Origin of the sequence: [Clostridium] symbiosum, assembly GCA_036419695.1 — a bacterium.
In the GTDB taxonomy this organism is placed as follows: Bacteria; Bacillota; Clostridia; order Lachnospirales; family Lachnospiraceae; genus Otoolea; species Otoolea symbiosa_A.
In genome coordinates this window covers 524,661-545,231 of the sequence record CP143946.1, presented here as the reverse complement: position 1 = coordinate 545,231, position 20,571 = coordinate 524,661, and the positions used below count along the sequence as shown (strand labels likewise).

Below are 20,571 nucleotides of genomic sequence, written 5' to 3'. Positions count from 1 at the left end.
TCTTGTCATTGCTGCATAAACTCGTTGCTCTCGCGGATCAGCACGGCCAGCTTCCCGAACTTTTCCTCCCCAAGATTCCTTCTTAACCGGTATACGGGTTCCAGGTAATAGGTGTAGGTCTCCTTCAATACCTGACCTCCCTTTTCCGTGATTTTCAGAAAATAACTTCTCCTGTCCGCTTCACTGACTTCCTTCAAAAGAAATCCTTTCATCTCCAGATTTTCAATCAGCCTGCTGCCCAGCGGCCTGCTGATTCCCATACTTTCGCACAGCGCATGCGGTGTAAGGCGTTCCTCCGACATCTGTACTCTTGAGAGAAGATCCAGTTCCTGTGCCGAAGAAATGCCTCCCTGGGGGCTGCGTTTCACATGCAGGCTGCAAAAATGCCGGATATCCTGCATCGTTTTCATCATTGCCATCCAATCTTCATATTCCTGTTGCTTTTCCATTCTTTCTCTCCTATTTACCCCCATAAACACTGGGCACCGCAGCATACGGTGTGTTTCAAATCAGCCTTTTTCGATTTTTCCTGTCGGTGTCGCGGCCGGATATGATCGGCGGGAATCTATATGATACTGATATGTCGATTATCTGAAAATAGTTCACTTTGTTAATAAATGGAAATTTTACTCCTGATTATTGACTTTGTCAACTAGTTTATAGTTATTTTATGATTGGCCGCGGCATTTTGCCCTCTGCCTCTATTATGTTCTTCCAGAGCATCAATTGCATCTCTTTTATATATTTACATATTTATAATGTGTTCTCCGTTTATGGAAGCTTTAAGAAAATTATGGTATAATTTTCCCAAGAAGAACCGAACAACATAAGATAACGACCGGCAAGCAAATCTGTCATTGCCGGCCCGTCATAATGTGCCCCCGCAGGTCACTTCCAGCCATAGCAAAGTGATTCAATTCTGCAACCGCACGGATTCATCAAGGAGGGAAATGGAATGGGATTATTCAATAAAAAGAAAAAACAGACGGAACTTACGCCGGATATGGCCGGATACCGCCCGTCCAAAGACTGGTGGCCGGATTTGACCGCCTATAAAAAAGCGCTTCTCCTGCATAATATTTCTCTGGATGATATAAAAACACTTCTGGTAGAATATGCGTCTATCACCAACGATGCCAAAAAAGTGATATGCGAATTTAATTATTTGCTGCTTCCTGGGAGTGACGGATGGGTTTACCTGGAATTTCCCGATGCAAAAGACGTTCCTCATTACCGCAATTTCTGGAACTACCAGAATTTAATGATATGGCTCAGCCAGAAATCGGATCGGGAATTTTGTTTTGCAGTTCCTGCCAGTCCGGCTTTCCCGTTGTTTGTTTCAATGAGGGACGTAAAGAACCCCTGCGGCGATTCGACCATGGGCATCTACGGCGGCAGAGACTTTTATTTTACCGTGCCGGGAGAAGTTCTTGAATGGGGTCCGGTTCCTGAGACAGGTTTCGACTATGCCGGTTCCATAAAATCTCTGTTCGGTTTTGATCTGCAGTTACTTTCCGGCGAAGAAAACCGCATATGGGAAAAAACCGTCGTTACTTTCTCTTTTCCAGAAGAATAAATGGGAGCGGCAAAAGAGGAAGTACACACTACACCAATAAACCGGATTTAATCTGGCGCCAAATTACACCGATACGGTCTTTTGACCAAGTAAATACCCGTACCCACCAACATGAACCGAATCAATTACATCCTCGTGATATGCGATATTTACGATAATCCGGGAAATTGCTCCCATGTTATACCCCTGTTCAAAAATATATTGATCCTGCTTTTTATAATATTTAAAAAGGTAACACGCTAAGGCACAATTGGATGTTCCAGTTGCTGATTCTTCATCAATCCCATACAATGGCGCAAAATTTCTGCATATTGCAGTGATTTCAGATTTCTCAATCAGAGTAAAAGCATGGACGCCAACCACATTTTTTTCTTTGCTTAATTCTGCCATCATTTTAAAATCAGGCGATAATGTTTCCAGATGTTCCTTCGTATCAACAGGAAGCATAACATCGCTTAGTCCGGTGGAAACTATTTGTATTGGAAAATCACCATTAATAAAGTCTTTCTCTATGCAATCGGAAAATAAATCCGGGGGCAGGATATCGAAATATGCAGGAGAATTCTGCTCCATAAGTATCAAGCCGTCTTCTTTAACCTGGATATTAAGAATTCCGGATTTTGTTTCGATTGTAAATTGTTCTTTATCCAACATGCCCAATATCCTGAGAGTAGAAAACGCTGCGATTGTAGCATGGCCGCATAACGGAACCTCTTCTGTTGGAGTGTAATATTGTAACTTAAAATCCGCCATACGGGAATCCGATACAAAAGCAGTTTCAGAATATCCTAATTGCCTTGCAATCTCCATCTTTTGGCCGGTTGTTAAATCCGGTCTGTTAAATACGATTCCCGCCTTATTTCCGCCTTTATTATTTTTACTAAAAGCACTTGCCACATAAACGTCAACCATTCTCTTTCTCCCTGGGAATTCCGATTTGCCGGGTACGCCTTCTTTGTCTGAGGTGGACAAATACATAACTGGCTTTTTTCATTCGATATCATCGTATAGAAACTGGTCTGCCGTACATTTAAAAGCCTGACAAAAGCAAATTTTTATATCATCAGCTCCACAGGCCTCCGATACTTAACATATATATTTAACAATGAATTCTCCGGCCTGCCCGGCCATTTCTTTATAGGCGTACTTGTACAGATTATGAGGAAAATCAAACAATCCGTATTGAGAACATTTAAGTTTGCCCAGATACTGTGTGGCATGGCTGATCCAGGAATCCTTTTCCAGAGTTGTCCCTTCTCCGTTTGAAATGAAAAACAGCATCGGGAGCTGCAGACATGGATCCTCCGCCTCTATCTGGGCAAGAGTATCTCCAATATTGACCGCTTCGCTGATCCAGTTCTGATTGGCAAGATTTTGAACGGCTAAGAGTTCATAGTGTTCTGCTTCCTCCGGTAAAATGAGATTTTCCTGAAGCAGCTGCGAGATCAAAGCACCCGCCGTATTTTTACGAAGCTCTTCATTCCCCGAAAGCTCCCTGAGGCCGGTAACCGCATTGTCCAGGTTAAAATCCTGGTAACACTGCGGTGTTGCCGGGTCGACGCCAAGGATACCCAGAATTTCGGAAGGATACCTCTGCCCCCAGTAAAGCGCTTCCAAAAAGCCCATACTGTGTGCCGCCAAAACAACCGGTTCCGTTATTCCAAGCTCCCGCAGCACGCACCTGTATTCCCCCACTGTGACATCGACCGTCCTGTCTTTTCCTGATACATCGCTGTATCCATATCCCGGCTTTTCAATTCCCACCACCCGACATATCCCTGACAGCGCTTCCTGAAAGGACTTATACTCCAATTGAGGAAATAACACCCCCGAACCCGATAAAAAAACGATTGTCACCGGACCTTCACCATATGAATATACATGTATTTTTTCTTTCTCCGCAAAAATAAACTTATCCATTTATCTGCTCCTTCTTTGTCAGCACATCATGTGCCATTCTGTCAATCATATCATCCACTGCAATGCACTCCGCATATCTGCCGTCCCACATGAATTCATTGTAATAGCGATAGCTGTTTTCGCCCGTCATATAGGCATTATCAGTCGTCGTATTGGCAAAAGCAGGCACAAACACGTGAAATCCGTGTTCAAAAGCACACTTAACGCTGGCATCAATACAGTAATCTGTCTGAAGCCCGGTTATGATAACGTCCTTTTCCCCCTTCTCCATCAGGTATTCCGTCAATCCCGTGTCACGGAACGCGCTGTTTACCGTCTTATCATAGATCTTTTCTCCCGGAAGCGGCCGGAATTCATCATAAATTTCAAAGCCTTCCGTCCCCTTTGTAAGAGCCTCACCATCTCCATCGTCGTGACGGATGTATATTACTTCGATTCCGTGAGTTCTTGCCGCTTCAATTAGTTTTTTCACGTTAAACCGGAACAAGTCAAAATGGGATAGTGTTTTATTTGTTATTAATTTCTGTGTATCTATTACGAGTAAGACCATTTTCGTTCCTCCAGGCTATTCCCTTCTATATTCCTTCCCGCTCAAAGATCCCACGGAGCTCCAAGGCGTCTTCAAAGGTATTCTTCCACCCATACTTTTTCAAATCCACTCTGTTCTCCGGAGACACCTCAACGCCCTCTCCCATCAGCAAAAGTCTCTGGGTTTCCGGATATTCAAAGGATGCTGCGCCGGACAGAAAACCGCTGCTGTTTACAATCCTCCAGGCCGGTATTTGGCCATCCAGGCTTTTGTGGCTCAACGCATATCCCACCTGCCTGGCATTGCGGGGCCTTCCACAGAGAAGGGCAATCTGGCCATAAGTTGCCGCCTTACCGTATGGAATCATATGGCAGACCTTTTCCATCCTTTTATAAAAATCCATGTTCCCTCTCCTTTCCGCCCGCGGCTGAGTTATTGTTCTATCTGATACGCCTTTATCCTCCAGTAACGATAAATACTAATTTCTATCTCAATGTTTTTTACTCATATCCCCATATCCGGTTCTTTACTGTAGTTCTCCCCGATTAAAAGCGGCCTCCGCATCTTCGTATGCCTTCCTGGTTCTCTCATCAAAACATACCATCGTAACATCCAGTTCCGGATACCGGTGAATCGTTCTGACTGCGATTTTGGCGGCCTCGTCCACAGGGAAACGGTAAATCCCGGTGCTGATGGATGGAAAGGCAATGTCGTGAATATCGTGTTTTACAGCAAGTTCAAGACAGTTCTTGTAACAGGATTCCAACATATCACGCTCACCGTGTTCCCCGCCGTTCCATACCGGCCCAGGGGTGTGGATAATATATTTTGCCTTCAGGTTATATCCTTTCGTCATCTTGGCCTGACCCGTCTTGCATCCGTGAAGCATTCTGCACTCTCCCAGGAGTTCCGGGCCAGCGGCCCGATGAATCGCACCGTCTACGCCCCCTCCTCCGAGAAGCGAGGTGTTAGCGGCGTTTACAATTGCCGTTGCCTCACATTTTGTTATATCACCGGTCATTATTTTAAAAGACATTACTTCGCTCCTTCCGCTTGTTTTCTATCTGCGCCTATACTCGATTTACACATGTTTTCTGTTTGCATATATTTTCTGTTTGCACATGTTTTCTGTTTGCACATGTTTTTTAACTTACACACGTTCTATGTTTACGAGCTTAAAATCACTGTTTTTCTCCCTCATTCGCCTCCTCGACAATCAGCTCATCTACAGGAAGTTCCTCTGCAAAGGATACCTGCAGCACCGCCTGAGGCCAGTTGAGTCCTGTTCTGGCATGTCTTCCCTTCATTCGGGCGGTCTGTTCCAGTAGTTTTAACAGTTCAGACAATACATCCCGTGTCAAGTATCCGCCGCGCCAGTGGAATATCAACGGTTTTCCTTTCCGTATCGCCTGGATTGCCCGTTTTTCCACGTCCTCGGTCTTTGTGAAAGAGAGTTTCTTCTCTTTGTAGTAGAATTTATCACCGTCATTGCATTGAGGGATTGCATAAATCACCGGCTCATGATCCCGGAAAATCTGTTTATCGTCCAGGTTAAAATAATCATACCGGATCACGTCACCCGCCCCCAGGGTATTGTCAAACGTGGCATCCAGATGGTAATACGTTCCGCCCATTTTAATGATATTCCATGCATGGCGGTACTTGATGTTTTTATCCGGATTGGAATCCGAGATTGCAATAATGCACCATATGCCCAACGCATCACACAAAATTTTAACCGTCTTTGCAATTCCCTCACAGACTCCGACTCCCTGTCCAAGAGGGCCGATTATTTCATGGGAATATGGTTTCTTTAATTTATCATAATGGACATTGTTACAGATAAAATCATGAATGTACTGCTCTTTATCACGCTCCGTCAATGACTGGGCCGGCCGGCTGAGTTTTTCCACTCTGGCCCTCATGGCTTTCTGGTGTTCTTTGATTTTTCCCTTATCAAATAAATATTCCGGAATCATCTCCACATTGCCGGAATCCGGGAAGAAACGGTAGTGAAAACCCACCGCGTAAAAAATCTCCGGACAGTCCAGACGCAGTTTAAAAAATATATCGCTCAACTCATGGTTTTCCAGACGTGGTACCGGAAAGGACGTCGCCAGGTCGATGAGTCCGGTCTTCATGGCGTGGTAGGCCATTCGCTGTGGTTTGTTCATTTGGTTATAGTAGTATGGTTCCATAGGGTGTCTCCGTGTTTGTATTCGTATTTATTTTTAATGCCTTTACTCGTTCTTTATTCCACTGTTTGATAATAAATTTTCATATCTCTTTTTGTTTTCTTCTGCAATGTTGATTATAAAATTCCGCCTGGAAATTCCCAAAATCCCTTTAATGTGCCATAACTTCTCCTGGCAATTAATAACTTTCCCGCCTCATAGACAGCGGCAGCGATAATTCTTTTCATCTCTTTTCCTCTTTTTACGCCATTCCGTTATCTTTTTCTTTATACATCTTACCAAAACTCATCAGACCACCAATCCCTTCTTGATCCCAATCGTTTTTCTTCAATACACTAAAAATGCCTTCCAAAGTCGTTGCAAAATCCAGTTTCTTTTCGGTAAATAAGGATATCTTTCCTACAGGCATTCCATAAGCATCTACGAACTGTTGGACTCTGCTACAAATGTATTCTTCCACCTCGTTGACTGTGTTTCCAATCTCTATCCGGTAATCGTTTTTATTGACTCGATTTGGATTCCATTCTTTTGTATCTGCCGCCAGATAGCGGTATCCTTTTGACGGCACCATACGCACCGTGATGGATAGTTCTATCTCCCTGGAATGTCGGCCGCTTATTAAAAAGGAGTAGGGATTTTGGCCGCCCCCTACCCAGACACTAAAATTATATCGCCGGGCAATTTTACAGATACCGGTAATCAACTGCTCAAATTCTTTATCTCGAAACTCCTTCCAGTTACTGTTTTTACTTCTTGTAAACTTACGCCAGTTGTTTTCTGTAATTACATCAAGTTCTTTTATACCAAAGACCTTAGCTAAATCACTCAGTCCCGTCTCATAATTCGTCCGGAAATCAGCGTACTTTATGCCTTTTAAAAACAAGGGTATTTCACAGTCTCTATAATAAATTGGAAGTACAAATTTGCCTTTCTGCTGTACCTGTTTCTGCCACGCCGCGGAAATCTCAGTTTTTACCCATTCCGATTCCCAGGCCTCCCTGGAGATAACAATCCCTAAATATTCAGATTCCCGAATCCCCTCATCTATCTTCCAAAGGATTGATTCTCCTACCTTTATCTCGTATTTGTCAAACCAAACCCGGATTCCCAGCCGTTCTAAATCTCCGGCAAGTTTTTCTACAAACGGTTTATCAATGCTTGTATGACTTAAAAATATTGCAGGCATGTTCTTCTCCTCTTCCGTACAAAGGGCTAAATCAACTTTTTACAATGTTCACCAGTAATGCAAAACAATTATTTACTGCAACTTTTGCAGTTTATCCATCAGAGCATTCTGCCTCGGCTATTTTGTTCTCTTTACGATATCTTTATTATACCTTCGTTTCATACTTACTGCAAATCTATTGTTTTTACATTAACGGTATAAAATAAGCGCTCAAATGGCGTAAGCCAAACGAGCGCAGAATCAGCAGGAAGTAAGTAATATATTATCTTTTATAGCGGCCGGTCTCGCCCCATCTGCTATTGCCGTAAAAGCCCCTGTTCTCTATAAGACAATTTCCATGCCATCATAAGCAAAGCATATATTGTCTAAGGTTTTTTCAATTTCCTGATAGTAAGCATAAGATTTTCCCCAGTACTCGTCTATGTGAGTGATAATAATGCGCTTTATTCTGTATGTGCGCTTTATTTCCATCATTTCATCCATGGAAAACATATCACCTCTGAAAGGTGCATCATCAAGTTTTGATCCATCTTTCAGTATGCCGTGGTCAGAAACAAGCCCGATTATTAAAATATCTGCATCATAATACAGCTCATTATGGACAAACGGTTTCACATCGCAGCAGGCGTAAATAACCTTTTTACTCCCCTCCGATATAACATAAAATGTCATGTTGCCACGATGAGTTTTGTTGTTCACTAAATGCAAGTCTATATTTCCGATTTTAGTATACCTTGTCTTATTCATTGTAATACAGTTGAGAATATTCTCATAGTAGTATAGACCATCACCGTTCCAGGCGTTGATATCGTCTATCACCTCGGGCAGCGCAATGAATTGGATGGGGGTTCCCTTGTCGGAAATGCAGTCGTAACCCAGCGGCTCCACGATACGCATTCCCCGCGTATGATCGGGGTCCTTATGTGAGATAGAAAGATATTCAATATCGGAGATTCCCTGCCTGTCACAAGCGACTGCAATGTCCTCCGGTGTATCAATGAACATCTTGATATCCTCAATATACAGGCTCGGCCCTAACCGCTCATATCTTCCTCTCTTAATCCTGGCCTCCTCGCAGATGGAACATTTGCAAAAAGGGTTGGGGATTAAAAACATTCCACCGCTTCCTACTATTTTCAATTTCATCTGTGTTCACCCCACAATCATTTTTATTTTACTATCATCGCTCTAATCTCACGAATCATGCCTGTTGCTATTCTATCATCATCCAGCGGCATGATACTGCTTAGCATCCGTACGCCCTGATAAGAAAAAAGCAGTAAATCCACAACTGCATTTATATTGACCTGCTTAAACTCGCCGTTTTGAATGCCGTACTCGATCAGGCTGCAAAGCATTGCTTTTGAAATATAGTACTGTTTTAGCAAGGCATTGTCACCTGATAACGGTCTGCCGCTGTAATACTCATAAAAAGCAAGTCCAAGTGAACCACTCCGATCCAGCATTTCCGATTGATAACGCTCTAATAAATCATCTAATATATGGGTTGCGGATCGGCCGTCTTCTATCTTTGCCGCAACCTCCCCTTCAAGATCGGACATAATTTCATTTATAATGGCCGCGAAAATCTGCCCGGTACTTCCATAATGCATATATAAACCGCCGCGGCTCAGGCCCGTTTTTTCACAGATATCTTTCATCGTGACGTCCTTAAATCCCTTTTGGACAAATAGTGTCAGTGCTGCTTTCCGTATTGCCGCCTTGGTTGTATCACCTTTCTTACCCATGCCCACACCTCTCTCTTTGTTTCCGACACTCATGTCTGTTTTTTGATTATACGACACACGTGTCGGAAAGTCAACGTAAAACCTTTTTCAATTTACAAATATTGAGAGGCGAAGCGGCCGGATTACTCTGTATTTACAAGCAGCATTATCCTCTTTACGAGACTTGTACCTTTCATTTCCCACTCCTTAAAAACCGCCTGGTAAAAAGAAAAGGCCGACAGAAGCGCTCTGTTAACAGCTTCTATCAACCTTTACCATTTATTTATCCCAACTAATACATTTCGTTACTCTTAGATCGTGATAAGTATTTATTCAAACCACGTATGCCCATACCTCTCGAGCAGCTCCTCCGCCTCTTTCGGCCCGCTTCCGCCCTGTGCATATTCATACGTCGGCAGCCCCTTATTCCGGTACTGATCCCGCACCTCATCCACATACTTCCAGCTTGTTTCAACCTGATCCCACTGAGAGAACCAGGAGCGTTCTCCGCGCATGCAGGCGCCGAGCAGGCGCTCATAAGCTTCCGGTGTATTCATCCGGTTTACAAAAGAACAGCTCTGGCAGAAATCCATTTTTGCCTGGATCACTTCCTCGGTTTCTCCCGGTTTTTTAATATTAAACTGGAGATAGACGCCCTCTGTCGGCTGGATTTTAATATTCAGGATATTGGACTCTACTCCTGCCACAGGACTCTTAAAGACGACAGCCACCTGCATTTCACGCTTTCCAAGTTTTTTCCCGGTACGCACATAAAACGGCATTCCTCTCCATCTGTCATTATCCACCAGAAGCCGCAGGGCGGCATAAGTCTCTGTGGTTGATTCCTTATCTACGGACGGTTCCCCGCGGTATCCCTCATATTGACCCAATACCATACTTTCCGATATATCCCCGGGTATGCTGAGCGCCTTCAGCACCTTGATCTGTTCCCGGTGCATATCCTCCACAGCCAGGGTCTCCGGCTGCTCCATCGCAACAATGGAAAGAATCTGGAACAGGTGGTTCTGCACCATATCCTTAAGGGCGCCGCTGTGGTCATAATAACCGCCTCTCGTCTCTACGCCGACCTCTTCCATGGCGGAAATCTGAATGCACTCGATATGCTCCGCATCCCAGACATTGCTGAAAATCGGGTTTGCAAAGCGGATAATCTGAATGTTACGGACCATTTCTTTTCCGAGATAATGGTCAATCCGGTAAATATGATCCGGCCTGAAAAACGATTCCATTGCCTCATTGAGTTCGGCCGCCGCCGAAAGATTTTCACCAAACGGCTTTTCCAGCACCACTTTTCCAGCCTCGGCGCCTGCCACTCTTTTCAGTCCGTTTACAATCGTCCCAAAAAATCTGGGAGCAACCGCAAAATAGAATATATGGCTTCCGGCTCCCATTTCCCGATAGAAATTGTCGAGTCCGTCATATGCATTTTCGTCCGTAAAATCCATCCGGTAATATACAATATTTTCCGCCAGCTTTTGATAGGTTTCTTCTTTAAAACGAAGTCTCGCAAACTTCTCCACCCACTCTTTCGCTAAGTCACGGTATGTTTCACTTGTGTAATCTCTTCTTCCGATTACCACCACCCGGGAACAAAGTTCCTTGTCTTTTGCCGCCTCTATATTATAAAGAGCCGGAAGGAGCTTTCTGAATGTTAAGTCTCCGGTTCCTCCAAAGATTGTAAATACCTGCTCTTTATTCATGCTCGAACCTCCAATCGTGGTGGAAGATGCCTTCCCGGTCTGTTCTCTCATATGTGTGCGCGCCAAAGCAGTCTCTCTGCGCCTGAATCAGGTTTGCCCCCACCGGTGTTCCACGGAATGCGTCAATATAGGCAACCGCCTGGCTCATGGCCGGAACCGGGATTCCGTTCTGGATTCCTGGTCCCAGGATATCTCTCAGGCTTTCCTGTCCCATGTTAATTTTGTCTCTGAAGAAAGAATCCATCATCAGGTTTTTAAGATCTCTGTTTTTCTCAAATGCCCTTGTAATATCGTCCAGGAACTCAGCCTGTATGATACAGCCGGCCCTGAAAATGGAGGCGATTTTACCGTAGTCCAAATTCCATCCGTACTCCGCAGATGCATGCGAAAGCAGGTCAAAACCCTGTGCATAGGCCACGATTTTGGCCGTATAGAGACCTTTTCTCACCTTTTCCTGAAACTTCGTCTTATCCCATACCAGCCTTTGCTTCGGACTTTCAATCAGTTCTTTTGCTTCTTTTCTTCCTGCCACCCGGTTTGACATAATTCTGGCATTGCAGGCAGCCGTGATCATGGACACATTCACTCCCTGTTTCAGGGATTCCAGACTGGTCCATCTTCCGGTTCCTTTCTGTCCCGCGCTGTCTAAAATATAATCCACCAGCTCTCCATCCGCAAAATCATCCTTCTCGCGGAAGATTCCTGCCGTAATGCCAATCAGATAACTTTTCAGTTCTCCCTCATTCCACTTGGTAAAGATATCCGCCAGCTCCTGATTGGTAAATCCGCCCGCATATTTGAGCAGCAGATATGCCTCCGCTATCAACTGCATATCGGCATATTCAATGCCGTTATGGACCATTTTCACATAATGTCCGGCGCCGTCCGGGCCCATATAGGCACAGCACGGTTCTCCCTGCGCCTTCGCGGAAATTGCCTCCAGGATTGGTGCAATATGCTCGTACGCCTCTTTCTCTCCGCCCGGCATGATAGACGGGCCGAAACGTGCTCCCATCTCTCCGCCGGAAACTCCTGTGCCGAAATAATAGATTCCTTTTTCTTTCAGGCTCTTCTCTCTTCTTCTCGTATCTTCAAAGAATGAATTACCTCCGTCCAGGATCATATCGCCCTCGTCCAGCAGGGGGATGAGCTGGTCTATCACCATATCCACCGGTTTCCCCGCTTTGACCATTATGAGAAATTTGCGCGGTCTTTCCTGGGACTCCACGAGCTCTTTCAAATCATAAAAAGGAATAAGGTTTTTATGGGGATGTTCTTTTATCAGTGTCTCCGTCACTTCTCTGCTGCGGTTGTAGCCGCCTACTATAAACCCGTGATCCGCCATATTGAGGGCAAGGCTCCTGCCCATAACCGCAAGCCCGATGATACCTATCTGTGTTGTCTGCATAAAATACCTCCTGTCGATATTATCTATGAATCTGTTAACTGGTTTTCTGCCCTTCATTGCCGCCAAGTGTCAGGGATACGCCCTCCGGCATTGAGACGGAATGCAGGGGGATTTTCAGCATTCCGTTCTCCGCATTTCTTTCCATACTCACGATTCCGCCCTCAAAACGGTTTGCCACTAACAAAAATCTTTCATCTCCACTCAGAATGAAATCCCTGGGATGCACCCCACCGCAGGAAATATGTTGAATGATGGCTGCCCCGCCTCCGCTTATATCGAAAACGGCCAGAGTGTCAATGCCCCTTACCGAAACATATAAAAAGCGTTCATCCTTTGTCATTCTGATTGCCGCTGCCGCCGCATTTCCGTTTTTCTCACGCTCCCGTTCCGGCAGGACTGTAACAGTCTGCATCAGGGTAAACTCGCTGCCCTGGACACGGAATACGAAAAGCTCGTTGCTCCATTCACTTACCACATAAAACATGGTGTGCCGCCTGTTAAATATCCCATGTCTGGGTCCGCTGCCCGCCGGGAAAGTGATTTCTCCAGCCGGTGTATAATCATGATCCGTATCAAACAGCCTGATCCTGTTTTGTTCCAGACAGGGAACACAAAGATATGATTCATGTAATAAAATCTGATGGCATCCGGCCTTCTCTCCGTTTTCTATCCGTTTTACCAAAGAAGGCATTCCTTTTTCCAGATGATATACCATTACGTTTCCTTCATGATAATTTGCCGTATAGACGTAATCATCCTGCCAAAGGATATAGCACGGCGTCTGCTTTTCTTCCAATATTTCCGCCGTGTGGCTTACCCTTCCCTCCTTCAGTTCCAGGAAGCAGGTGCCTGCTTTCCCCTGCTTTTCGATAGGAAACGCCATGGAACAGCCATTTAAGCAAACCCATTTTGCATTGTGAGCCTCGTAGAACAGCTCCGGCTCTGTAAGCGAACCGTTTTCACTGTCAAATGTAAAATGATAGATTCCTCTGCTCTCTTCTGAATAATAAGTTCCAATATATCCATCTGTAAGATTCTTATTTGCCGATGTTATTGTTGACGTATTTATCTCTTTTTGTGTATCGTTTGCCATATATTATACCTGCTTTCCTGCCATATCACACTTCGGTTCGTCCCTGTTTATCGAAACAGCGCTGTCAAACTGGATATAAATGAAACATTCCGCTATACCTCAACGGTTCCGTCCGCTTTTGTTTTCAGCTGCTTCCGGCTTTGCAGCTGGTTCAGAATCTCCTTTGCGCCCGAATCAGTTCCTACTATGATCCGGCTGCAAACCGGATTAAAATATCCCGTTTCAAGGACTCCTGGTATCTGTCTTATTTTGTCGGCAGCCGTATGATATGATATTTCCGGGGCAAATGTTACATCCAGTATATAATTGCCGTTATCTGTACCATATATTTTGCCGTTCCGTTCTCTCAGTCTGGCCTTGCCGCCTGATTCCTCTATTCTCTCCGCCGCCCATGTATGAGCAAATGGGAGTACCTCTACAGGGAGAGGGAAACGGCCGAGACGTCGAACCAATTTGCTCTCATCCATTATCCATATTACATCGTCCGCTTTATATGCCACGATCTTTTCTCTCAGAAGCGCTCCGCCTCCACCTTTTACCGCATAAAAGCTGCCGTCGATTTCGTCAACTCCGTCAATCGCCAAATCGATATGATTCACTTCCTCCGGCAGACAGACAGGGATACCGCAGGAAACAGCCAGTTCTCTGCTCGATTCGGATGTAACCACCGCGCGGACGTTAATTCCTGCCGTTCTAAGCGTTCCTATCTCCTGTATCAGATAGTACACGGTAGAACCGGTCCCTATCCCAAGCGTCATCTTATCGCGAATAAAAGACGCCGCCGCTTTTGCCGCCGTTTGTTTCTGCTTTTCTCTCGCATCCGTACTCATATTATCACCGCCTTAGATGGATTTGCTGCTCTTTCCTATCTGTAATTATAATTGTTACAGTTCCAAAAGTCAATCGTTTCTTTAAAGAGATTTTAAAAGAGATTTTGAAAGGGATTTTGTATTGTTATTGTTCGCAGCACAGCTGCTTTCAGCTGGGATATGAACAGTAACTTTCTATTCCTATGATACTCCCTATTTCTTTGTGCTGATATGGAACTAAAATAATAAAAGACTGGGCAAAACAGATGTCTCTCACCGCTTTTTCCAGCCTCTTGTCGTTATTTAGTATGTATTATTTCTAAAACCATGTTTTCTTATGCTTCTACTTTACATTATCCGAATCTGATATTGCCCCCGATTAGCACTTAGTCACACTTCGTGGGAAATTTTGCCCAGATTGGAACCATCCATTCCGCTAACGCTTATACTTCCCTGTAATACTCCCCTGCTGCAGCACATGTCCCTGCATTTTGGCAAGCAGTTCCTTTTTCGTAGAATTGCAGTCCAGTTCAAAATAACAGTCCAATACATAGAAGTTAAAAACATATCGGTGGGTATTGCGTATAAAAACAGGCTGTTTCGGCCCTCTGTAGCGGTGTCTTCCATACCCGAGCCCCTGCACTGCATTTCCCAATGTCCCTTCTCCCGTTCTTGTTTCTGCTCCATAGGGAATATTTTCCGGGATTTCTTCCATGGGCGGAACATTCCAGATCAGCCAATGGTTATACGCACTGATAAAGGGAATGTCTAAATCATCCATAATAATTGCAAGAGAAACTGCTTTATCCGAAAGATTTAAAAGATGAAATGCGGGAGAAACGTCTTCACCGAAACCCGTGTGCTTTTTCGGCATAAAACCGTTGTCCTCAAACGAAGGGCTTTTGATTGTTAAAGTATCCATTTCAGACTGCTCCTATCTATGGGTCTCACTTTTTTGTTTATGTTGTTTATGATATTGATAAGCGTCGAACTATAATAATTTTATCACACCCGGTGAGATTTGTATATTCATAAGACTTTGTCCCCGCCTGATAATAGCTTGTTCTTTTTTTACGGATCATTTATAATTAGCGTATCATAAAGAAGTATAATTGCGCCCCCAGAAAGGACCGGATACCCATGATTCGTATTGCAATCGTCGAAGATGACAGACATGACGCAGAACTTTTACAGGACTATCTAAAACGCTACGAAAGGGAGAACTCCGTCCATTTTCAGATTACCGTATTCACGGATGGTTTAGACATCATCTCTGATTATCGGGCGGACTATGACATCATTTTGCTGGACATTCAGATGAAGCATTTAGATGGCATGAGCACCGCCGAAAAAATCAGGAAGCTGGATGAGGACGTGATTTTCATTTTCATCACCTCCACGGTACAATTTGCCGTTCAAGGCTACACGGTGGACGCCCTGGGTTACGTGCTCAAACCGGTGCCCTACCTTGCATTCTCGCAGATTCTGCACAAGGCGGCGAGACAGATTGAGAAAAAGCAAAACCGTTTTTACCTGACCCTGGATACGGACGGCGGACAGCTCCGTCTGGATACGGCTCAGATATATTACATCGAAAGCCAGAAGCACGATATCCTCGTACAGTCGGAGAAAGGCGGTTTCCGGACCGCAGGGCCCTTAAAACGCATGGAGGAAATACTTCTGCCCCTTGGTTTTGCCAAATGCCACAATGCATATCTGGTGAACCTTCTGCACGTCACCGCTCTCCTTCCTAATGTGGTCCGCCTGTCGAACGGGACGGAGCTGCCGGTCAGCCGCGCCCGCAAGAAAATTTTTCTGGATTCATTTACCGATTATGTGGGGGGCATACAGCGATGAATATTGCCAACCTGATGGACACGCCCAGGATATGCACGGCCATTGCCGAGTGGGCGGCGTGCGTCTCCTATATTATGATGCTGCGAAGAAAAATTTCCGGAATAAAGCTTTACGGCGCGTTTGCCGGAATGCTTTTATGGTTTCTGCTCTATCAGCACCTGGCCGGAATTGCCCCGCTGTTTCTCTGGATACCCGGGATGCTGGGCGCTGCTTTCTGCATGTATCTGTTTATCTTCCGGATATGCGATGTGACGCCCCAGGATGCAGGATTTTGCTGTATCCGCGCCTTTGTGCTGGCGGAATTTGCCGCCTCCCTGCAGTGGCAGCTTAATGTCTGGCTGGTGGTTCATTTCCAGCTGTACAATTTCTTCATAACCGCGGCTATTATGACTGTGGTGTATCTGGTGGTCTATTTCGTATACTGGTTTCTGGAACGTGAGCACATTCCGCAGGATGAGAATATGAATGTGGGAAATAAAGAGCTGGTGGGCGCCACCACGATTGTACTGGCGGCATTTACTATCAGCAATCTGAGCTTTATCATGCCGGACACTCCGTTTTCCAGCGCCACCAGTTCGATCCTGTATGTCCGCACTCTCGTGGATTTTGGAGGCCTCGTCATGCTGGCCGCCCAGATGGAAAAACGGGAGGAGCTGCGGATGCGCGGCGAAAACCAGCTCATGAACGTGATGCTCCAGAGGCAGTATGACCAGTACCGCATGTCCATCGATAATGTGGAGCTGCTGCGCCGGGAATTTCATGACTTAAAACACTACATGATTGCCATCCGGGCGGAGGAAGATCCGGAAAAACGTAATCAATATCTGGCGGAAATGGAACAGGCTATTCTCACGCAGGAAGCCCTGACCAATACCGGAAACCGGGTGCTGGACGTCGTGCTTACCACGAAAAGCACTTATTGCTCCCAGAAAGAGATTACCTTCACCTGTATGGCGGACGGAAGTCTCATTTCCTTTATGCATGTAAAAGATATCTGCTCCATTTTCGGCAATGCCCTGGACAATGCCATCGAATGCGTTTCCCAGTTTGAAGATCCGGAAAAACGTCTGGTGACCCTGTCCATGTTCAGGAAAAACCAGTTTTTAATGATCCAGTTTGAAAATTATACGGAAACTCCACTGGAGTTCAATTCCGGCCGGCTTCCCCGCACAACGAAGGGCAACACCCAGTATCACGGTTACGGCCTTAAAAGCATTCAAGCCGCCGCACAAAAGTACGGCGGCTCTATGACCCTTCAGTCCAAGGACAACTGGTTTACCCTGTCTGTTTTGATTCCTGTGGAGTGCCTTCCGGAAAAATAATCTTGAATACAAAGAAGAATATCACCATGGAAACTCCGCCCGTGATAAATGTCACAAGCAGATTATAAACTGCAGGCGGCATGTAACTGTAGGCAATCGGCATCCAGAGATTATTAAATCCGTTGCAGATCAGGGAAATCACAACCCACGCGATAAAATACCACATTGCCTGGTACGCGGGATTTCCATGGCTCTTGAAGGTAATATTTCTCTGCAGTGGAAAGTTAATACATTGGGCGAGGAATGAGCCCACCTCATAGCTGATAAAATATCCCAGCCCCCCGCCGATGACCACCGCTCCGGAAGCGTCCCGCAGTACGTTATATCCCAGCAGGCTCCATGTAAAATCCACGCCCAGGATGCTGAGTTCCTTCTTCGGCCACATAAATTCCGTTCCCGCCAGGCCGATTCCCAGCATTCCCGGCATGAATGTGAACACCAGATACTGAAAGATCGTAACTCCCATGCTGAAAACAAAAAAGTAAAAAATCTGATAAACCCATTTCGACAGTTTTGGATGCTGTTCTTCAAATTGCTTATAACGCCCTGACCAACTGTCATATATCTTTTTCAACTGTCTTGCGCCTCCTTATTTTCCAACCGATTCCGCTGATGGACACCCCGTGGGAAACAGCCGCACGACTCGGGATTTTCACAAATAATCATGTGAAAACGCCTCGCGGAAAGCAGCCTGTGTGTTCAGTTCCCTAATTTCTTCTCATACTGCTTATTCGCCTTTAAATTGCGGAAGAATCCGGCTATAATCCGTCCGATTCCCCGGAAGAAATGTCCGTTCACCACGGTCACAGCCCCCTCCGCCATTTCCATGCTGACCATACCTCCCGTCATCTTGGCAATCGCCCGGAACGGGATATTATACTGGAACAGCAAGTTGAGGTCCGGAGTCCCGGCCGCCTCGTTTTTATTCTTTTTATCGGTCAGCACCTTATAAATGAGCCTGGCGAGTCCGCTCTTTGCATAATACATCTGGCAGACTGCATCGTTGAGCCCCAGTTCTCCCATCCACTTGCCGGAGGGAAGGGGATGCCCAAGAAGTTTCTCATACTCCTCCCGATCCACATTCTGAATAAAGCCGGTACGGTAAGACGGCAGTTCCAGACCTTCATAGGGCAGTCTGTCCGTTGTTCCCGTACGAGTGATGCTGCCGCTGAGCCGGATATCAAGCACGCAGGCGCCGACCAGAATCTGGTAGGTTCCCGCCTCCGTCTCCCACTGGTTTGTCGCAACGTTCCAGTACCGGAATGTCTTATCGTCAAACGGGATTGAAACCTGTTTTTTCTCTCCCCGTTTCAGGAATACCTTTTTAAATCCCTTCAGCTCCTTTTCCGGGCGGAATACGGCTCCGTCCCAGCACCCGACGTAAAGCTGCGCCACCTCCGCGCCGTCACATTCCCCGGTATTCTCAAGGCAGAAGGTTACCCCTGTCTCCGTCACCGTCAGCCCGCTGTAGACAAAAGACGTGTAGGACAGGCCGTAACCAAAGGGGTACTGCACGCGGACCCTGGCGGTGTCGTAGTACCGGTAGCCGATATACAGGCTCTCCCGATATTCCGAATTCCGCTCCGTACTCGGGAAGTAGCGGAATGCAGGGGTATCCTCATACCGTACCGGATATGTCTCGGCGAGCCTTCCGGACGGATTAACCTTGCCGGTCAGCACATCGAGCATGGCGCCCGCTCCCGCCTGGCCGCCCAGATAACCGTGGACAATCGCCTTGCAGCAGTGGTGCCATGACATTTCAACCGCGGAACCGCCGCTCAATACACCGACAATATTGCTGTTTACCTTTACGAGCGCTTCCAGCAGTTCAATCTGGTTCTGCGGAATCCGCATATGGCTGCGGTCCATTCCCTCCGACTCGCTGATCTCGTTGAGTCCAAAGCAGTAAATTACCACATCCGCACTCTGCGCCAAATCAAGCGCTTCTTTTTTCAGCGCCTCATCCGCCTCACCGGTGCGCCGGTAGCCCGCCGCGCATCCGGCGTTGACGAGCGGATAGCCGGAAATCATGGTTTCCATCGTTGCGATTTCCATAATCGGATTCACCAGAGAGGAACCGGCTCCCTGATACCGCGGGCGAATTGCAAAGTCTCCAATCAATGCCACGCTGCATGATTTTTTAAGGGGCAGCAGAGGTTCCGGATCCGGCACATTTTTCAAAAGCACAATGCTCTCCGACGCAGCCTTCCATGCTATGGCATTATGAGCCGCCGCGTCGAATCCGGCAGCACTTTTACCTGACTTTCTATCTGCTGGTCCGGCTGTCTCTCCGTCCGGCTTTTCCTCTGGCTTTGTCTCTTTCCCTTCTTCCGCTCCTGCGCCGGCCCGGCTGTTTTCCGTCAGCGACAGCACCGCGTCGAGAAGATCGTCCACGCAGGTGTCCAGCTCCTCCATGGTCAGTCTGCCCTCGTCAAGCGCTTTGAGAAGCTGCCTTGCGGAGTCCAGCCCCGGCGTCGGCATCTCCAGGTTCGAACGGCATGCCACGCCGCGGACATGGTCGTTGGAACCGCCCCAGTCCGTCACTACCATCCCGTCGAATCCCCATTCGCCCCGGAGGATATCCTTCAGCAAATGCTCATTTTCATTCGCATACGTTCCGTTTATCTCATTATAACTGGTCATCAGGGCTTTGGCCCCGCCCTCTTTTACCGCAATCTCGAATCCGGTCAGATAGATTTCCCGCAAAGTACGCTCATCAATGACGGCGTTCATTGCCATTCGCCTGAGTTCCTGGCTGTTTACCGCAAAGTGTTTCGGGCAGGCCGCCACTCCCTGGCTCTGTATGCCCCTGATATAGGATGCGGCCATTTTTCCCGCCTGGTACGGGTCTTCGGAAAAGTACTCGAAATTCCGGCCGCAGAGCGGGCTGCGCTTCATATTCAGGCCCGGGCCCAACAGCACATTCACCCCAAGGGCTGCCGCCTCGGCGCCCAATACCCGGCCCAGTTCCTCACCCAGCTCCTCATCCCAGCTGTTTGCGACCGTTGCCGCAGTTGGAAAACAGGTTGCCGGCAGAGAGGGATTCAACCCAAGGTGATCCCCCTCGCCCGCCTGCTTCCTCACGCCGTGAGGTCCGTCCGCACAGAAGATGGATGGAATGCCGAGATGCGGGATATCCCGGCTCTGCCATTCATTCTTGCCGCTTAAGAATGCCGCTTTTTCCTCCACCGTCATTTTTTCTATGATATCCATATGTTTCATAAATGC

At 46.5% G+C, this 20,571-nt stretch carries 20 protein-coding genes; 3 read left to right on the top strand and 17 right to left on the bottom strand.

The window, feature by feature from the left end; all coding sequences use genetic code 11:
• Positions 1-5 precede the first annotated feature (5 nt).
• On the bottom strand, positions 6-449 hold the full coding sequence (locus V3C10_02545) for a MarR family transcriptional regulator (GenBank protein WVP62716.1): 444 nt from the start codon (positions 447-449) through the stop codon (positions 6-8).
• A 506-nt stretch (positions 450-955) separates the two neighbouring features.
• On the opposite strand from V3C10_02545, the gene V3C10_02540 reads away from it, so the two are divergent.
• On the top strand, positions 956-1,576 hold the full coding sequence (locus tag V3C10_02540) for a hypothetical protein (protein ID WVP62715.1): 621 nt from the start codon (positions 956-958) through the stop codon (positions 1,574-1,576).
• Positions 1,577-1,639: 63 nt separating this feature from the next.
• Here V3C10_02540 and V3C10_02535 read toward each other — a convergent pair whose 3' ends face one another.
• The 14 genes from V3C10_02535 to V3C10_02470 form a co-directional block, all read right to left on the bottom strand.
• Entirely contained in the window at positions 1,640-2,488 is an 849-nt protein-coding gene (locus tag V3C10_02535) for a PhzF family phenazine biosynthesis protein (GenBank protein ID WVP62714.1), read from the bottom strand.
• A gap of 174 nt (positions 2,489-2,662) precedes the next feature.
• The gene (locus V3C10_02530) at positions 2,663-3,496 is read right to left on the bottom strand and encodes an alpha/beta hydrolase (GenBank protein ID WVP62713.1); all 834 of its coding nucleotides are present in this window, start codon (positions 3,494-3,496) and stop codon (positions 2,663-2,665) included.
• The gene (locus V3C10_02525) at positions 3,489-4,046 is read right to left on the bottom strand and encodes a cysteine hydrolase family protein (protein WVP62712.1); all 558 of its coding nucleotides are present in this window, start codon (positions 4,044-4,046) and stop codon (positions 3,489-3,491) included. The genes V3C10_02530 and V3C10_02525 overlap by 8 nt, the downstream gene beginning before the upstream one ends.
• Before the next feature lie 25 nt (positions 4,047-4,071).
• The gene (locus V3C10_02520; GenBank protein WVP62711.1) at positions 4,072-4,428 is read right to left on the bottom strand and encodes an MGMT family protein; all 357 of its coding nucleotides are present in this window, start codon (positions 4,426-4,428) and stop codon (positions 4,072-4,074) included.
• A 123-nt stretch (positions 4,429-4,551) separates the two neighbouring features.
• Positions 4,552-5,061, bottom strand: a complete 510-nt coding sequence (locus V3C10_02515) for an O-acetyl-ADP-ribose deacetylase (protein WVP62710.1) — start codon at positions 5,059-5,061, stop codon at positions 4,552-4,554.
• Between the two features lie 145 nt (positions 5,062-5,206).
• The gene (locus V3C10_02510; GenBank protein WVP62709.1) at positions 5,207-6,223 is read right to left on the bottom strand and encodes a transglutaminase domain-containing protein; all 1,017 of its coding nucleotides are present in this window, start codon (positions 6,221-6,223) and stop codon (positions 5,207-5,209) included.
• 238 nt (positions 6,224-6,461) lie between these two features.
• Positions 6,462-7,406, bottom strand: a complete 945-nt coding sequence (locus tag V3C10_02505) for a toll/interleukin-1 receptor domain-containing protein (protein WVP62708.1) — start codon at positions 7,404-7,406, stop codon at positions 6,462-6,464.
• A gap of 321 nt (positions 7,407-7,727) precedes the next feature.
• Complete coding sequence (locus V3C10_02500) at positions 7,728-8,552, bottom strand: MBL fold metallo-hydrolase (GenBank protein ID WVP62707.1); 825 nt, start codon at positions 8,550-8,552, stop codon at positions 7,728-7,730.
• Between the two features lie 23 nt (positions 8,553-8,575).
• Complete coding sequence (locus tag V3C10_02495; GenBank protein WVP62706.1) at positions 8,576-9,154, bottom strand: TetR/AcrR family transcriptional regulator; 579 nt, start codon at positions 9,152-9,154, stop codon at positions 8,576-8,578.
• A gap of 308 nt (positions 9,155-9,462) precedes the next feature.
• The gene (gene zwf, locus V3C10_02490) at positions 9,463-10,854 is read right to left on the bottom strand and encodes a glucose-6-phosphate dehydrogenase (GenBank protein WVP62705.1); all 1,392 of its coding nucleotides are present in this window, start codon (positions 10,852-10,854) and stop codon (positions 9,463-9,465) included.
• On the bottom strand, positions 10,847-12,262 hold the full coding sequence (gene gndA, locus V3C10_02485) for an NADP-dependent phosphogluconate dehydrogenase (GenBank protein ID WVP62704.1): 1,416 nt from the start codon (positions 12,260-12,262) through the stop codon (positions 10,847-10,849). The genes zwf and gndA overlap by 8 nt, the downstream gene beginning before the upstream one ends.
• Before the next feature lie 34 nt (positions 12,263-12,296).
• Complete coding sequence (locus tag V3C10_02480; protein WVP62703.1) at positions 12,297-13,355, bottom strand: beta-propeller fold lactonase family protein; 1,059 nt, start codon at positions 13,353-13,355, stop codon at positions 12,297-12,299.
• A 92-nt stretch (positions 13,356-13,447) separates the two neighbouring features.
• Entirely contained in the window at positions 13,448-14,185 is a 738-nt protein-coding gene (gene rpiA / locus V3C10_02475; GenBank protein WVP62702.1) for a ribose-5-phosphate isomerase RpiA, read from the bottom strand.
• A gap of 415 nt (positions 14,186-14,600) precedes the next feature.
• The gene (locus V3C10_02470) at positions 14,601-15,086 is read right to left on the bottom strand and encodes a YbhB/YbcL family Raf kinase inhibitor-like protein (GenBank protein WVP62701.1); all 486 of its coding nucleotides are present in this window, start codon (positions 15,084-15,086) and stop codon (positions 14,601-14,603) included.
• A 218-nt stretch (positions 15,087-15,304) separates the two neighbouring features.
• Between V3C10_02470 and V3C10_02465 the strand changes: the two genes are divergently transcribed.
• Together V3C10_02465 and V3C10_02460 are read left to right on the top strand one after the other, a co-directional pair.
• Entirely contained in the window at positions 15,305-16,021 is a 717-nt protein-coding gene (locus V3C10_02465; GenBank protein ID WVP62700.1) for a LytTR family DNA-binding domain-containing protein, read from the top strand.
• Positions 16,018-17,343 (top strand): GHKL domain-containing protein, encoded by a 1,326-nt coding sequence (locus V3C10_02460; GenBank protein ID WVP62699.1) that lies wholly within the window; start codon positions 16,018-16,020, stop codon positions 17,341-17,343. Before V3C10_02465 ends, V3C10_02460 begins: the two co-directional genes overlap by 4 nt.
• Here V3C10_02460 and V3C10_02455 read toward each other — a convergent pair.
• Both V3C10_02455 and V3C10_02450 read right to left on the bottom strand, forming a co-directional pair.
• A complete protein-coding gene (locus V3C10_02455; GenBank protein ID WVP62698.1) occupies positions 17,297-17,917 on the bottom strand; it encodes a hypothetical protein in 621 nt (206 codons plus the stop codon). The two genes, V3C10_02460 and V3C10_02455, sit on opposite strands and share 47 nt — an antisense overlap.
• Positions 17,918-18,042: 125 nt before the next feature.
• Positions 18,043-20,565, bottom strand: a complete 2,523-nt coding sequence (locus tag V3C10_02450; GenBank protein WVP62697.1) for a glycoside hydrolase family 3 C-terminal domain-containing protein — start codon at positions 20,563-20,565, stop codon at positions 18,043-18,045.
• Between the last annotated feature and the right edge of the window lie 6 nt (positions 20,566-20,571).